Below are 15,415 nucleotides of genomic sequence, written 5' to 3' on the forward strand. Positions count from 1 at the left end.
CGGGGGGCGGGGGTCACGGGGCCCCGGTGGGGGGGGGGGGGGGGGCCCCCCGCGCGGGGGGGGCGCGGGGGGGGGCGCCCGGGGGCCCCCCCCCCCCGGGGGGTCGGCGTACTCGCGCCGGGCCCCGGCCGTCGCGCCGGAGTTCACGCCCGTAGCGCCGGAGCTCCCGGCCGTGGCCTCGGAACTGTCGCCGTCAGGGCCACAGCAGTTGCTTGCGCCACCCGCCCGCCTCGCGCAGGTAGGCGAGGCGGGTGTGGCGGCGGAGTTTGTCGCCCTGCCAGAACTCCACCTCCTGTGCGCGCAGCCCGTACAGCGTCCACTCCGCCGCCACGAGACCGGGCTCGCGCTCGACGCGGGTGAGTGACTCCTTCGTGCGCAGGTCGCGCTCGGCGAGGTGCGCGAGGGGCCGGCTCTGCGTCCCGAGCAGGGCCTCGGCCCGCGCCTCGGGCGAGCGGGCGAGGAAGTCCGCCGCGCTGCGGTCGGCGGGCTCCGCGACGACCGGCCCGCGCACCCGGATCTGCCGGGCCTGCGTCGACCAGTAGAAGGTCAGCGCGGCCCGGCTGTGCGCGGCCAGATGGCGGCCCTTGGGGCTGTCGGCGTGCACGGCGAACTGCCAGCTGCCCGCGTCCACGTTCTTGACGATGAGGACCCGCGCGTCGGGGTTCCCGTCGGGGTCGACGGTGGACAGCGTCATCGCGTGCGGCTCGCGGACTCCGGCCGCCATGGCGGCGCGAAGCCACGTGACGAACAACTCGTCGGGCGCGGAAGGGGTGTCGGTGGGGTCGAAGACGGGCAGATCGTCTCCCGCGAAGACCTCGATCCCGCGCAGAACCTCCCGTAGGCCGCCGTGTTCCCCGGCTCGCTGTTCCATGGCTCGCTCTCCCGCCGTCGGACCGTCGTGGTCTGCGTCTTCCCTAGTATGTTCCCGAGATAAACATAATAGAGAGAGCGCCCAACGGACCCTTCCGGCCGGGTGTCGAGGCCGAATTCCGGCGGATGTCGTCGCATACGAGAACGTACATTGTATTCTGTATGCAGTACGCTGACTCGTATCACGACCCGTCACGACCCCTTCATGACCCGGGGTCCGGCGCGACCGGCGGTCCGGCGCGACGCGGAACCGCTGTCACGGCACGGCACGGAACGGAAAGGACCGGCATGCTGACGAAGAAGGAAGCCGCGGAGGCCGCACGGCAGGCGAAGGTGCGCACCGGGATCACCTGGGCGCAGCTCGCCGAGACCGTGGGCAGGCCCGTGGCCTGGACGACGGCAGCGCTCCTCGGCCAGCACCCCATGGGCAAGGGGGAGGCGGAACGCGCGGCGGAACTCCTCGAACTCGGTGACGACGCGGCCGTCGCCTTCCAGACCCAGCCCTACCGGGGCGCCCTCGACACGGCGGTCCCGGTGGACCCCACCATCTACCGCCTGTACGAGGTGGTGCAGGTCTACGGGCCCACCATCAAGGAACTCATCCACGAGCAGTGCGGCGACGGCATCATGAGCGCGATCAACTTCAAGCTCGACGTGGAGCGCGTACCGGACCCGAAGGGCGACCGGGTCGTGATCACCCTCAACGGGAAGTACCTGCCCTACGAGTGGTGACACCGCGGGGCCCTGGGCTCCGCCCCAGAAACCGGCCGCCGGGCTTCCCCGGTGACCGCCGGCCGGCAGCCCGCCGGGCCGGCACCTCGCGGCAGCCCGCGCGAAGCGGCGTGCGTGTCCCCTGTCCGTCACGCGGGACGCCGCCTCCGAGGGCGACACGGGCAGGTTCCGGATCGGCCCGATGCTCACCGGGGGCGCCTCGGCGCCCCGCCACCGCGCCGCCGGGCCAGCCGCGATGTGACCCGCCGGGGCCGAAGCGCCCCGGCCCCGGCGGGCCCCCGCACCGGATTTCAGCGCCTGCGCGAGCGCCAGCGCGCTCAGTGCGAACATCAGGACGCCCAGCGGGAGATGGACCGACGGTACGTGCGCGATGCCGAGCACGACCTGGACCGAGGCGAGGACGAGGAAGCCGGTCGCCTGCAAGATGTGCCGGGGCGATCCGCCGCCCGGCTTCCACGCCCCGGCGCAGGGCCGGTGCCCCGCGCGCGGTGGTGACGGGGTCCGGGCAGGCCGACGTGGTGCGGCAGGTCAAAGAGGCGTGGGCCGGGGAAGCTCTCAGGCTTCTGGGGGCGCCGGCCTGGCGGGTGGCCTTCGTACGGCATGGCGTCTTCCGCTGTCCCTTCGCCAGGATCGCGGGTGTCCTCGGCAGCACACCCGGGGGCCTGTAAGCAACTCGCGGCCTCCGCCCGGCGCAGAGTCGGTGCCCCGGCGCAGGCCCGGCACGGACCTGGCGCCCCGGCGCAGGGCGGCGCAGGCCTCCCGGGGCGGTGGGCCGTGGTGTCAGCGGGCGTCCCGGACCTCCGTGAGGTAGCTGCCGCGGCCTTGGCCCTTCGCGCCGCCGACCCGGTATTCGTTGGCCACCAGGTCGAGGAGTTCCTCGGCGGACGTGTCGCTCGTCTTCTTGTCGAAGGTGATCTCGCCGTGCTGCAACAGGCAGACCCGGTCGCACACGTCGAGCACCTGGGTGTAGTTGTGCGCGATCAGGATGATCGACAGGTCGCCCCGGGCGCGCAGCAGCGAGATCAGGTCCAGGATGATGCCGCCCTCCTTCGCGCCCATCGCGGCCAGCGGTTCGTCGAGCAGCAGGATGTTCGCTTGCGAGTAGACCGAGCGGGCCACGGCGATCGCCTGCCGCTGACCGCCCGAGAGGTTCGCCACCTCCGCGTTCACGGACGGGATGTTGATCCCGATGTCGTTGAGGTAGCGGTGCGCGTCGCGGCGCATCGCGGACTTGCGCAGGAACGGCCCCCGGCGCAGCTCCTTGTTCAGATGGAGGTTGAGGTAGACCGGAAGCGTGTTGATCAGCGCCAGGTCCTGGAACACCGTCTCGATGCCCAGCTCCCTGGCCCGGCTCACCGAGTGCAGGCTGACGGGTCTGCCGTCGACGCTGATCCGGCCCGAGGTCGGCTGGGTGAACCCGGTGAGTATCTTCACCAGTGTGGACTTGCCGGCGCCGTTGTCGCCGATCAGGCCGAGCACCTCGCCGCGCGCCACACTGAGGTTGACGTCGCGCAGGGCCTCCACCTGCCCGTAGCGCTTGCCGATGTGCTCGGCGGAGATGGCCGGCGGGGCCCCCGGCGCGGGCTCGGCGTCCGCCGCGGTCGTGGCGTCAGTCATGTCAGCCTCCCTTCACCCCTCGGCGCAGGCGCGCCAGTTGGGTGTTCAGCACCATGGCGATGAGGATGGCGACACCCTCGATCACTATGAAGGTGGTCGCGTTGATGCCCTGGATGTTGAAGCCGTCCTGGAGTACGGCGAGGAGCAGCGCGCCGAAGAAGGCTCCGACGACCGTGCCCGAGCCGCCGAGCAGGGCGGTTCCCCCGATGACGCAGGCCGCGACCGCCTCGAACATCAGGTCGTTGCCGCCGGCGTTGGGGTCGAAGGAGTGGGAGATGTGGGTCCCGTCCAGGATGCCGCCGAGTCCCGCGAAGGTCGACGCGATCATGAAGGCCCGTATCTTCACCCAGCGGGTCCTGATGCCCGCTTCCGCCGCGCCGAGGCTGTTGGCTCCGGTGGCGATCGTGTGGGCGCCCCACCTGGTCTGGGTCAGCACGACCTGCATCAGGACGGCCAGCGCCACCGCCCAGATGAGTTCCGCCCACTTGTAGCCGCCCAGGATCTCGGTGAGCACACCCTGCGTGGGTGCGGGGCGGGGGAAGTTGTTCGACACCTTCAGGGTGATGCCGTGCAGCAGGTAGAGCATGCCGAGTGTGGTGATGAACGAGGGCAGCCGCAGGAGCTGGTTGACCAGTCCGTTGAACACCCCGATCGCGGCGGCCACCACCAGGCCGACGATCACGGAGATCAGCATCGGCACGCCCGCGTCGTTGACGGACATCATCACGAACGGGGTGAGGGCGAAGGTCATCCCGGTCGACAGGTCTATCTCGCCGCAGATGAGCAGGAACACCTCGCCGGCCGCGATGATCGCCGCCGCCGCACCGAAGTTGGCGACATTGCCGAGGTTCGACGAGGAGAAGAAGGCCGAGTTGGCGAAGCCGAAGTACAGGATGAGCACGATCACCACCACGACCACGCTGAGTTCGCGCAGTCGGAGCAGCGATCCCGGCAGAGCCTTGAGCCCCGGCAGGTTCCGGACCGTGGCGGGGCCGCCGCCGGCCGGGGCCGGCTGCCGCGGTGCGGGCACGGACGGGTCCCGGGCCGCGGAGTCCTCGTCCGTGTCGCCCACGGACGGTTCGTGTCGCTGAGTCATGTGCGGATCGCTCCCGGGCCTCAGTGGATGTAGACCTGCTTGGGCGAGCTGCCCTCGAACCGGTTCTGTGCTTTCAGGTACGGAGTGACGAGGTCCTTCGTGACGAACTTCAGACCGGTGTCGGTGATCGGCGGGCTGACCAGTGTGCCGGAGAGCTTGTAGAGGTAGAGGTAGAGGACCGAGAGGAAGCCCTGCAGGTAGGCGGACTGGTCGATGGTGAAGTCGAGGATGCCGTCGGAGATCGCCTGCTCGGTCGGTGTCAGCAGGTCGAAGCCGCCGCCGTGGTAACCCTGGTCCCTGAGGCTGTACTTGCGCATCACGTTCGCGATGCCCTGGGTGCTGCCCGCGTCCACCGCGAACAGCCCCCTGAACGCCTTGTTGCCCTGGGTGAACGCGTCGACGGCCGCCTGCTCCGGGTTCACGTCCGCGCCCGTGGCGACCTGCTTGACGGTGAACTTCCCGCCCGACGCCTTGAGCGCGGCGACCGCGCCGTCGGCACGCGGCTGGATGTTCAGCGAGCCGGGGGTGGCGATGAAGACGGCGATGCTGCCGCCGTCCGGGAAGAGCGACGCGATGCGCTTCCCCATCGCCTGGCCCGCGGCGAACAGGTCCTGGCCCACGTATGCGAGCCGCGCGTTGGTGGTTACGTCGGCGTTGTACGAGACCACCGGGATGTTCTTGGCGAGCGCCTGCTTCACCGGCGCGTTGAAGGCGCTCTGGTCGACGAGGGACACGGCGATGCCGTCCGCGCCGGAGGTGATGGCCGTGTTCATCGCGCTGACCATCTGGGAGACGTTCGAGGTCTCGGAACCGGTCCACTGGTAGGTGACGTTGAGCAGGCTGCAGGCATCCTGGATGCCGTACTGCGTGGCCTGGAAAAAGGGGTTCGTCGTCACGTGGTTGACGAAGACGAACTTCCATTTCGGAGTGGCCGGGAAGCTGCCCGCAGTGTCGCTGCCGCCGCTCTTGGTGTCGCTGCCGCAACCTGCCAGCGCGACCATCCCGGCCGCCATGCCGGCCAGGCCGGCGCCGCGGAGCATGACGCGACGAGAAGGCAGGGACTCCGATCCATCATGGTGCAACACTGCTGATCCCTTCGTTCACGGACGAGCGGATGCCATCAAACGGCAGGAATGAGGACGCTGTTGCCGGCTACCGGCTACCGGCTACCGGCTACCGGTTCCGCGGCCCCGTCCTGTCCGGCCGGACGGTGTCGCTCCCCGTAGTGGCAACAACCTCGGCGGGGGTGCCGGCGTACGGGCGTACGAGCGTGCTGGCATACGGGCGTGCTGACGTACGGGCGTGCTGGTGTGCGGGGCGTACGGGCGTCGGGCCCGGTGTGCGTACGAGCTCGCGGTGGTCGTGATGGCAGTACGGCGTGCGGGTGAAGACGTGCCGGGAGTGCCGGGGCAAAAAGTGAGCGCTCACATTCTGCTGTGCGCACGGCGGTCGCAGGGCCCTCATGACGAGTCCGACAACTGCCGGTCGGTCGGGAAGAGGCTGGCACATGAGGTGACCGACCTCAAGGGCCCGGACGGTACTTTCTGGTGCACGTGAGCCGCGGACCGGTCGGAACGAGCGCGGCAACGCCGGTTCCGGACCGCCGAGTTGGCCGAGCCGAGCGGTCCGGGCGCATCATCCGCACCCGCTTGACGCATGTGAGTGTGAGCGCTAACCATGGGCTGTCGCAGATCGGAGAACCATGTCGCGGACCGCCGGGAACCCCACTCCTCGCCGTGCCCCCACGATGGCTGACGTCGCCCAGGTGGCGGGCGTCTCGCATCAGACGGTGTCACGGGTGCTGAGCGATCATCCGAACGTCCGTGAGTCGACACGCGAGGAGGTGCAGCGGGCGATCGAGAGGCTGGGCTACCGGCGCAACTCCTCGGCGCGTGCGCTGGTGACCCGGCGCACCCTCACCCTGGGGGTGGTGGCGTGCAACCCCACACTGTTCGGCCCTTCGAGCACACTCTTCAGCCTGGAGGAGGCGGCCAGGGAAGAGGGCTATCTGGTGTCCACCGTCACGCTGCGCCGTTACTCCGCGACCGCGCTCAGAGAGGCGATCGAACACCTCAGCGGCTGGGGGGTGGAGGGCATCGTTGTGATCGTCCCCTACCGTGAGGCGGTCAACGCGCTGACGGAACTCAGTCTGCCGTTCCCGGTGGTGACCGTCGAGGGTGGTCACACGCTGCCCGTCCCGGGCGTCTCGGTGGACCAGGAACTGGGCGCCCAGCTGGTGACCAGGCACCTGCTCGCGGCGGGACATTCCACGGTCTGGCATGTCGCGGGCCCCAGGGACTGGCTGGAGGCCGAGGCCAGGATCAGCGGCTGGCGCCGCGTGCTGGAGGAGGCGGGCGCGGTCGTTCCGCCGGTGCTGGAGGGCGACTGGACGCCCCTGTCCGGCTACCGCGCGGGGCAGGAACTGGCCGGCCGGGTGGTCGGCGGGGACACCCGGGCCGGGACTCTGCCCGTCTCCGCGGTGTTCGTGGCGAACGACCAGATGGCGCTGGGCGTGCAGCGGGCCTTCCGCGAAGCGGGCCTTTCGGTGCCGGGGCACGTCGCGCTCGCCGGGTTCGACGATATCCCCGAGGCCGAGTACTTCGCGCCGCCGCTGACCAGCGTCCGGCAGGATTTCGCCGCAGTCGGCCAGGCCAGTATCCGGCTCCTGCTCAGCCGGATCGAGTCGGGCGGAAGCGGTGCGGAGGACGAGCACGTCCTGATCGAACCGCGGCTGATCGTCCGCGGCAGCAGCAGTCCGACCTGATCCGGCGGCGCGAACCCCACCGGTTCCCCCGCGCCGTGACCCCACCGAACCGCCCCCCTCGTCAGGCACCAGAGCCTCACCGATCCCACGCCCCCGGCACCAGTGGTACCGCCCGACCCGACACACCGCCCGCCCCGGCGGCAACCGCGGCCCGACACACCGCCCACACAGTGCGCGTCCCGGCGGCTCCGCGAGGCCCCGGGCCGGTCCCGGGCGGTCCGCGCGTATTCCGCACGACTGAGAGGGAACGATGAGCACCGATCCGCCTGCCGTGACCGTCGGCGTCGACTTCGGCACCCTGTCCGGACGGGCCCTGGTCGTCGCTGTCACCGACGGACGCGAACTGGGCAGCGCCGTCCACGAGTACACGCACGCCGTGGTGGACCGCGTCCTGCCCGGCGGCGGCCCCGAACTGCCGCCCGACTGGGCTCTCCAGATCCCCCAGGACTGGAGGGACGTGCTGCGCTTCGCCGTCCCCGAGGCGCTGCGGGCCGCCGGGGTGCGGCCGGAGCAAGTGAGGGGAATCGCCACCGATTTCACCGCCTGCACCGTGCTTCCCACGGCCTCGGACGGTACGCCGCTGTGCGAACTGCCCCGCTTCGCGCGCCGCCCCCACGCCTACCCGAAACTGTGGCGCCACCACGCCGCCCAGCCCGAGGCCGACCTGATCGTCGAGCGGGCGATCGAGAGCGGCCAGCCATGGCTCGCCCGTTACGGCGGGAAGATCTCCAGCGAGTGGCAGTACGCCAAGGCGCTCCAGACCCTGCGCGAGGACCCGGACGTCTACGGGGCCGCCGACCGCTGGATCGAGGCCGCCGACTGGATCGTCTGGCAGCTCACCGGTGCCGAGAGCCGCAACCCGTGCACCGCCGGATACAAGGGCATCCGCCAGGACGGCCGGTACCCCGACGCCGGTTACCTCGCCTCCCTGCACCCGGATTTCGCGGGCTTCACGGCGAAGTTGGAGCATCCGCTCACGCCCCTGGGTGCTCCGGCGGGTGAACTCACGCCGTCGGCGGCCGAGTTGACCGGCCTTCCGGCCGGTACGGTGGTGGCGGCCGGCAATGTCGACGCGCACGTCACGTCGGCCGCCGCGCAGTCCCTCGACCCCGGCAACATGCTGGCCATCATGGGAACGTCCACCTGCCACGTCATGAACTCCGAGGTGCTGGCCGAGGTGCCCGGCATGTGCGGGGTGGTGCGCGACGGGGTGGTGCCGGGCCTGTGGGGCTACGAGGCCGGGCAGAGCGGTGTCGGCGACATCCTCGCCTGGGCCGTGCGCACCGCCCTGCCGTCCGGATACGCGGCGGAGGCCGAGCGCCGCGGCATCTCCGCGCACGAGCTGCTCACCGAGAAGGCCGCCGCACAACCGGTGGGCGCGCACGGCCTGTTGGCGCTCGACTGGCACAGTGGCAACCGCTCCGTCCTGGTCGACCACCACTTGTCCGGGCTGCTCGTGGGACTGACGCTCGACACACGTCCCGAGGACATCTACCGTGCGCTGATCGAGGCCACGGCGTTCGGCGCCCGGGCGATCGTGGAGGCGTTCGAGCGGGCCGGGGTCCCGGTGACCGACTTCACCGCGGCCGGGGGGCTGCTGCGCAACGGTTTCCTCATGCAGACCTACAGCGACGTACTGGGCCGCCCGGTGCACCTGCTCAGGTCCGGGCAGGGGCCGGCCCTCGGCTCCGCCATCCACGCCGCCGTGGCGGCCGGCGCCCATCCGGACATCCGCACCGCCTCGGCCGCGATGGGCTGCCGGGACGAGAACGCCTACACTCCGGACCCGGGCCGGGCCGCGGCCTACGACCGTCTCTACGCCGAATACCTGGCCCTGCACGACCACTTCGGCCGGGGCGGCAGTGCGGTCATGCACCGGCTGCGTCGGCTGCGGGACCCGTCCGCGGTGCCTCTCGTCTCTCCCCCTCCGATGTGAGCGCTCACAGTCCACTCCCCACACCCCACTCCTCACAACCAACTTGCGAGGTCAGCCCTGTCATGAGTGGTTCTCGGTCCCAGGGACTCCCCGCCGCGGTGCCGGCGCTGCGGCAGCAGGTCAGCGACCTGCATCAGGAACTCGTACGCTACGGCCTGGTGGTCTGGACGGCCGGGAACGTGTCCGGGCGGGTGCCCGGCCACGACCTGTTCGTCATCAAGCCCAGCGGCGTCGCCTACGACCGGCTCTCGCCCGGCACGATGATCGTGTGCGACCTCGACGGCGAGGTGGTCGAAGGAACGCTGTCCCCCTCGTCGGACACCGCGGCCCACGCGTACGTCTACCGGCACATGCCCGACGTCGGCGGGGTGGTGCACACCCACTCCACCTACGCGTGCGCCTGGGCGGCGCGCGGCGAGCCGGTGCCGTGCGTGCTCACGGCCATGGCGGACGAGTTCGGCGCCGAGATCCCGGTCGGCCCGTTCGCCCTGATCGGCGACGACTCCATCGGCCAGGGCATCGTCGAGACCCTGACGGGACACCGTTCGCCGGCCGTGCTGATGCGGAACCACGGTGTGTTCACCATCGGCCAGGACGCGCGCGCCGCCGTCAAGGCCGCGGTGATGTGCGAGGACGTGGCCCGTACCGTGCACGTGTCCCGGCAGCTCGGCGAGCCGGTACCCATGGACCCCGGCGACATCGACCGGCTCCACGCGCGCTACCAGAACGTCTACGGCCAGCCCGCTGAGTCCGCTGAGCCCGCTCCATCCGCTCGGCCCGGACCGCCGGTTCCGCCGGTTCCGCGCGTCCCGCCCGTCCCGCCTGCCGCGCCCGCCCCCGTCACCGAGCGAGGAGACCGTCCATGACAGCGACCGCGGAACGCGAGGTGTGGTTCCTCACCGGCAGCCAGGGGCTGTACGGCGAGGAGACGCTGCGCCAGGTCGCCGAGCAGTCCGGCGGCATCTGCGCGGAACTCTCCCGGGCGGCGGACACCCCCGTCGCGGTGGTGTGGAAGCCGGTGCTGACCGACGCGTCCGCGATCACGGACGCGATGCTCGCGGCCAACTCGGCCCCGCGGTGCGTCGGGCTGATCGCGTGGATGCACACCTTCTCCCCGGCGAAGATGTGGATCGCCGGGCTCGACCTGCTGCGCAAGCCGCTGCTGCACCTGCACACCCAGGCCAATGTCGAACTGCCCTGGTCCAGCATCGACATGGACTTCATGAACCTCAACCAGGCGGCCCACGGAGACCGCGAGTTCGGCTACATACAGTCAAGGCTCGGAGTGGCCCGCAAGACCGTGGCGGGCCATGTGTCCGATCCCGCGGTGGTCCGGCGCGTCCACACCTGGATGCGGGCCGCGCTGGGCCTCAACGCACTGCGCACCCTCCGGGTGGCCCGCTTCGGCGACAACATGCGCGATGTCGCCGTCACCGAGGGGGACAAGGTCGAGGCGCAGCTGCGGTTCGGTGTGTCGGTCAACACCTACGGGGTCAACGACCTGGTGGAAGCCGTCGACGCGGTCGGCGAAGGGGCTGCGGGCGAGCTGGCGGCGCGGTACGCCCGTACCTACACGACCGCCCCCGAGCTGGCGGCCGGCGGCGCCCGCCACGACGCCCTCCGCTACGCGGCCCGGATCGAACTCGGCCTGCGCGCCTTCCTCGACGCGGGCGGGTTTTGCGCCTTCACGACCAACTTCGAGGACCTGGGGGGCCTGCGGCAACTGCCGGGCATCGCGGTGCAGCGGCTGATGGCGGACGGCTACGGATTCGGCGGCGAGGGCGACTGGAAGACGGCGGTCCTGCTCCACACCCTGAAGACGATGGGCGCGGGCCGGCCGGGCGGCAGCTCGTTCATGGAGGACTACACCTACCACCTGGTCCCTGGACAGGAGTTGATCCTCGGGGCCCACATGCTCGAAGTCTGTCCGACCATTGCGGCCGGCCGGCCCCGCTGCGAGATCCACCCGCTGTCCATCGGAGACCGCGAGGACCCCGTACGCCTGGTCTTCGACGCGCGGCCCGGCCCCGGGGTGGTGGTGGGACTGGCCGATGTGGGCGACCGCTTCCGGCTGGTCGCCAACCGGATCGAGGTCGTGCCGCCGGCCGAGCCGCTGCCGTCCCTGCCGGTGCCCCGGGCGGTCTGGAGGCCGGAACCGGACCTGCGCACGTCCACCGAGGCCTGGCTCACCGCGGGCGGCCCCCACCACACCGTCCTGTCCACGGCGGTCGGCGCCGAGGAACTCGCGGACCTGTCCGAGATGCTCCACACCGAACTCCTCCTCATCGACCGGACCACCGAGGTGCGGCAGTTCACGAAGGAGATGCGCTGGAACCAGGCGTACTACCGGTTGGCCGGCGGGCTGTAGACGCGGTCACGGACCCGGGGTCCCGGCGACGTCTCAGCCGCTGACGTCAGGGGAACGGTGGCGGTCACGGACCCGAGGTCCCGGCGATGTCGCAGCCGCTGACGTCAGGCGAACGGTGGCGGAAACGGCCCGGGGAGATCCCGTAGGCGCGGCGGAACGCGGTCGCGAAGGCGAACTCGGTCGAGTATCCGATCTCGGAGGCGATCGTGGCCAGGGGGGACCGGGTCTCCCGGAGCAGGCGGCCCGCGTGTTCCAGACGGACATCGGTCAGGTACGCCATCGGCGGCCGGCCGACCAGCGTCGTGAACCGTCTGGTGAACGCGGAGCGGGACAGGCCGGCGGTCCGACTCAGCCGCTGCACTGTCCACGGCCGTTGGGGATGCTCGTGGATCTCGCGCAGCACCGCGTTGATCACGGGGTCGGCGGTCTCGGGCCCGCCCACCGCGCGGTTCTGTTCCAGCCACCGGCGCAGCACGTGTACGAGCACCAGGTCGAGGAGCGCGCGGCGGCTCGCCGGGCCGCCCGGCTCGGCACCGGACACGTCCGCACCGAGCAGACCGATCAGGGACCACATCTCGGGATGCCGCTCGTGGTCCGGAGCCATCGGGATCACGTCGGGCAGCCCGGTGAGATGCCGGCCCAGGGAGCCGTGGTCCAACCGGTAGGCACCGCAGACGAGTTCCACGTCGGCCGTTCCCGCGAGCGGGGGTTCGGCGCCCATCACCCCCAGCGGGAGATCGCTCAGCGAGCACGGAGCATGGCTGAGTCCGTGCTCCGCACCGGACGGGGTGAGGACGACATGGCCGGCCTCCAGCTCGACGGCCGGGCCGTCGGCGGTGATCAGCCAGCCGCCGCCGCGCACCACGATGTGGAAGCCGCTGCCGACGAAGGCGGGGTAGCGCATCCCCCATGCCCCCGACCTCTGGATGAGTCGCCCGTCGGCATGACCGATCCTGACGGCTCCGATGAGCTCGCTGATCATGTCCATACGGGCCGATCCTACTCAGGCGTCTGTTCATCCGATCCGGTGTCTCGTCGTCCGGTCCGGCACGGACGCGTATGCACGCGCGCCGCTCGCGCATGGTGCCCCGGCGTCGGCCGATGGTTGTCTCGTAGGACAGGGACGGCCGTGGCGGCGGAAAGCCGGGACGACCGGGAGCACCGGAAGGGCCGGGAGCACCGCGAGCACCGGGAGCACCGGTAGGGCCGGGAGGCCCGCGATGCGGCGCTCGTGGCGGCGGGCCTGCCGCGACCACTGCCCCGCACGCGGCAGGCCGGTCCCACACGAAGGACAACGAAGACGAACAGGAGCAGGACCGATGCGAGTGGCGCTGATCGGCGGAACCGGCGGTATGGGGACGTTCATTCACCAGGAGTTCGAGGCTCGGGGCCACGCCCTCGTCGCCGTGGTCCGCCGTCCCGGCGCGATCGAGCCGGGCAAGGGGACCCGGGTCGTGGTCGCCGACGTCTTCGAGCCCGACGCGCTGCGCGACGCGATCAGCGGCTCCGAAGCGGTCGTGAGCGCGTTCAATCCGGGGTGGAACGCGCCTGACCTGTACGAACGCTACATGCGGGGCGCGCACCTCATCCAGGAGGCAACCAAGGCGGCGGCCGTCCCCCGCCTGCTCGTCGTCGGCGGCGCGAGCAGTCTCCTCTCCGAGGACGGCACCGAGCTGATCGAAAAGGGCCTGCCGCCCGAGCCCTACGCCAGTGGTGTACGCGCCGCACGCGACTACTACCGGGCGATCCGGTCCGAGCGCGAACTCGACTGGGTCTTCTTGAGCCCGCCCCTGGAGTGCGGTCCGACGGGACCCGACGGCCGGCGCGGCACGTACCGCGTGGGGAAGGACCACCCGGTCTTCGACGCGGCGGGGAAGAGCTCCCTGTCCCGGCAGGACCTCGCCCTCGCCGTCGCCGACGAGATCGAACGCCCCGCACACCACCGCGAGCGGTTCACGGTGGGTTACTGAGGCACACGGGGTACGAGGGCGCGGCTCGCCGCGCGGAAAGCGTCCTCGGCACGGCCCGGAGCCCAGGACCACGCCGACCGCCCGCGGGACCCCGTGATCCGGGGCCCTGCCCCGGCCCTGGGCTATCGTTGCCGCGCGTCAGACATGTTGACGGTGCGACCGGCGATCATGGGAGAGGTTGTGACGGGACCGGGCCATGACGGGGAGACACCGGACACGGCTGCCGGCAGGCGACTGGCGGCCATGAGGGAGACCGGCCTGACGGCGCGGGCGGACGCCGGGATGGACCGGTTCGCGCGGCTGGTGGCCGAGGTGGTCGGCGTGCCGGTGGCCCTCGTGGCGCTGGTGGAGCCGTCCCGCCAGATCCTCCCGGGCATGGTGGGCCTGGCACAGCCGTGGGCGCGGACCCGGCAGACGCCGTTGACGCATTCCCTGTGCCGGCACGTCGTGGCGGAGGGTGAGCCGCTGGTGCTGACCGACGCGCGGCGGGACCCGCGGAGCTGTTCCAGCCTCGCGACGGGGGAGATGGGTGTCGTCGGCTACGCCGGCATGCCCCTGCTGGACGTGGACGGAGAGGTCCTGGGATCGCTGTGCGCGATCGACACCAGGCCCCGCGAGTGGACGGCGCGGGAGCTGGGACTGCTGGAGGACCTGGCGGCGGCGTGCACCGCCGAACTGCGGCTGCGGATCGTCTCGCGGCAGCGGGAGGCGGCACGCGCGGACGAAGCGGACGCGCGAGCGGCGGCGGCGGAGGCCGCCACGCGCTACCGGGGTGCGCTGGACCGCTCCCGGGTCATGCTGCGGGCCGCGGACGCGCTGGCGAACACCACCGGGCTGGACCAGGTCCGCCGGCAGGTGCGCGATCTGACCAGAAGCGACCTCAGACCCGTGTACGTGGGACTGGCGCTCGCCGAGGGGAAGACGATGCGGCGCCTGGTCGATGCCACGGGCAGCGCACCGATGGAGCTCGCCTACGAGACCTACGGTCTCGAAGACGCCTGGCCGACGGCCCACGCGGCACGGGAGAACCGCACCGTCTTCGTCCGGGACGTCGCGCAACTGGAGGCGGAGTACTCGAAGGACGCGGTCGCGGCCTTTCACAGCCTCGGGCTCGTCAGCGCGGTGTGCGTACCGCTGCCCGGCGCGGTCATCCCGCTGGGCAGCCTGGTCCTCGGCTGGGACCGTCCGCACGAGACCGACATCCTGGAGCAGGCGCTCCTCGCGACCCTGGCGGGCTACGCCGCACGCGCCGTCGAGCGCGCCCAGTTCGTCGACGAGCGCATCGGGGTGGCGCGGCGCATGCAGGAGGCCCTGCTCACCGACCTGCCCGACGTGCCGGGGCTGGAACTGGCAGCCCTCTACCGTCCGGCCGCGAGTGAGGAACTCGTCGGCGGCGACTGGTACGACGCGTACCACCTGCCCACCGCCGCCGAGGGCGGGGAGGAGTCCGACAGCCCCGCCACCCTGGCCCTGTCCATCGGCGACATCACCGGCCACGACCTCACGGCCACCACCCTCATGGGGCAGGTACGCAGCATGCTCCGCCAGGCCGACCTCGACCACCCGGGCCGGGGACCCGCCCAGGCGGTCAGGGCGTTCGAGCACGCCAACGCCGGGCTGGACATCGGCGCCAGCGGCACCCTCATCCACGCCCATCTGCGGCCCCACCCGGAATCCCGCGGAGCCTGGGAACTGACCTGGGCCAACGCGGGACACCCGCCCCCGCTCCTGGTCCACCCGGACACCGGTGTCCACCTTCTCGAAGAGCACGGCGTCCTGCTCTTCCCGGGACTGGCCGAGGCCGTCCGCACCGCGTACCGCCGCCCGTTGCCGCCGGGCAGCCTGCTCCTGCTGTACACCGACGGCCTGGTCGAACGGCCAGGAACCGACATCTCCGAGGCCATCGACGCGGTGGGGCGGTTCCTCGGGGACCACGCCGGCCTCCCCCTGCGCGAACTGCTCCAGACCCTGGCCGACACCATCGCGAGCCCCGACGCCTCGGACGACATCGCGGTCCTGGCCCTGCGCGTTCCCCGGCCACCCGCCCCTCGACGATGAGACG

General features: G+C 71.6%; 12 protein-coding genes. 7 read left to right on the forward strand and 5 right to left on the reverse strand.

The window, feature by feature from the left end; all coding sequences use genetic code 11:
• Positions 1-193: 193 nt before the first annotated feature.
• Entirely contained in the window at positions 194-871 is a 678-nt protein-coding gene (locus tag LCE31_RS24135; protein ID WP_225017548.1) for a pyridoxine/pyridoxamine 5'-phosphate oxidase, read from the reverse strand.
• Positions 872-1,158: 287 nt separating this feature from the next.
• Between LCE31_RS24135 and cynS the strand changes: the two genes are divergently transcribed.
• Positions 1,159-1,602 (forward strand): cyanase, encoded by a 444-nt coding sequence (gene cynS / locus LCE31_RS24140; RefSeq protein WP_225017550.1) that lies wholly within the window; start codon positions 1,159-1,161, stop codon positions 1,600-1,602.
• Positions 1,603-2,382: 780 nt separating this feature from the next.
• Here the strand turns inward: cynS and LCE31_RS24145 are convergent.
• From LCE31_RS24145 to LCE31_RS24155, 3 genes are read right to left on the reverse strand one after another with little or no spacing between them, the layout of a single operon-like run.
• The gene (locus tag LCE31_RS24145) at positions 2,383-3,219 is read right to left on the reverse strand and encodes an ATP-binding cassette domain-containing protein (protein WP_225017552.1); all 837 of its coding nucleotides are present in this window, start codon (positions 3,217-3,219) and stop codon (positions 2,383-2,385) included.
• 1 nt (position 3,220) lies between these two features.
• Positions 3,221-4,315, reverse strand: a complete 1,095-nt coding sequence (locus LCE31_RS24150) for an ABC transporter permease (protein WP_225017560.1) — start codon at positions 4,313-4,315, stop codon at positions 3,221-3,223.
• A 20-nt stretch (positions 4,316-4,335) separates the two neighbouring features.
• Positions 4,336-5,355 (reverse strand): sugar ABC transporter substrate-binding protein, encoded by a 1,020-nt coding sequence (locus LCE31_RS24155; protein WP_225017562.1) that lies wholly within the window; start codon positions 5,353-5,355, stop codon positions 4,336-4,338.
• A 662-nt stretch (positions 5,356-6,017) separates the two neighbouring features.
• On the opposite strand from LCE31_RS24155, the gene LCE31_RS24160 reads away from it, so the two are divergent.
• The 4 genes from LCE31_RS24160 (at position 6,018) to araA (ending at position 11,383) form a co-directional block, all read left to right on the forward strand.
• A complete protein-coding gene (locus LCE31_RS24160; protein ID WP_225017564.1) occupies positions 6,018-7,079 on the forward strand; it encodes a LacI family DNA-binding transcriptional regulator in 1,062 nt (353 codons plus the stop codon).
• 250 nt (positions 7,080-7,329) lie between these two features.
• Positions 7,330-9,015 carry a ribulokinase gene (gene araB, locus LCE31_RS24165; RefSeq protein WP_225017566.1) on the forward strand — a complete coding sequence of 562 codons (1,686 nt, stop codon included), beginning with the start codon at positions 7,330-7,332 and terminating at the stop codon, positions 9,013-9,015.
• Positions 9,016-9,077: 62 nt separating this feature from the next.
• A complete protein-coding gene (locus LCE31_RS24170) occupies positions 9,078-9,881 on the forward strand; it encodes an L-ribulose-5-phosphate 4-epimerase (protein WP_225017568.1) in 804 nt (267 codons plus the stop codon).
• Positions 9,878-11,383: an L-arabinose isomerase gene (gene araA / locus LCE31_RS24175; RefSeq protein WP_225017569.1), complete on the forward strand. Its 1,506-nt coding sequence runs from the start codon at positions 9,878-9,880 to the stop codon at positions 11,381-11,383. The genes LCE31_RS24170 and araA overlap by 4 nt, the downstream gene beginning before the upstream one ends.
• Before the next feature lie 64 nt (positions 11,384-11,447).
• On the opposite strand, the gene LCE31_RS24180 is transcribed toward araA, so the two are convergent.
• Positions 11,448-12,371, reverse strand: coding sequence for an AraC family transcriptional regulator (locus LCE31_RS24180; RefSeq protein ID WP_225017570.1), 924 nt, complete (start codon positions 12,369-12,371; stop codon positions 11,448-11,450).
• A gap of 331 nt (positions 12,372-12,702) precedes the next feature.
• Between LCE31_RS24180 and LCE31_RS24185 the strand changes: the two genes are divergently transcribed.
• Both LCE31_RS24185 and LCE31_RS24190 read left to right on the forward strand, forming a co-directional pair.
• Complete coding sequence (locus LCE31_RS24185; RefSeq protein WP_225017571.1) at positions 12,703-13,353, forward strand: NAD(P)-dependent oxidoreductase; 651 nt, start codon at positions 12,703-12,705, stop codon at positions 13,351-13,353.
• Positions 13,354-13,596: 243 nt separating this feature from the next.
• A complete protein-coding gene (locus tag LCE31_RS24190) occupies positions 13,597-15,411 on the forward strand; it encodes a SpoIIE family protein phosphatase (RefSeq protein WP_225017572.1) in 1,815 nt (604 codons plus the stop codon).
• The last annotated feature ends 4 nt before the right edge of the window (positions 15,412-15,415 follow it).

This window comes from Streptomyces sp. 8L, assembly GCF_020176795.1.
Classification (GTDB): Bacteria; Actinomycetota; Actinomycetes; order Streptomycetales; family Streptomycetaceae; genus Streptomyces.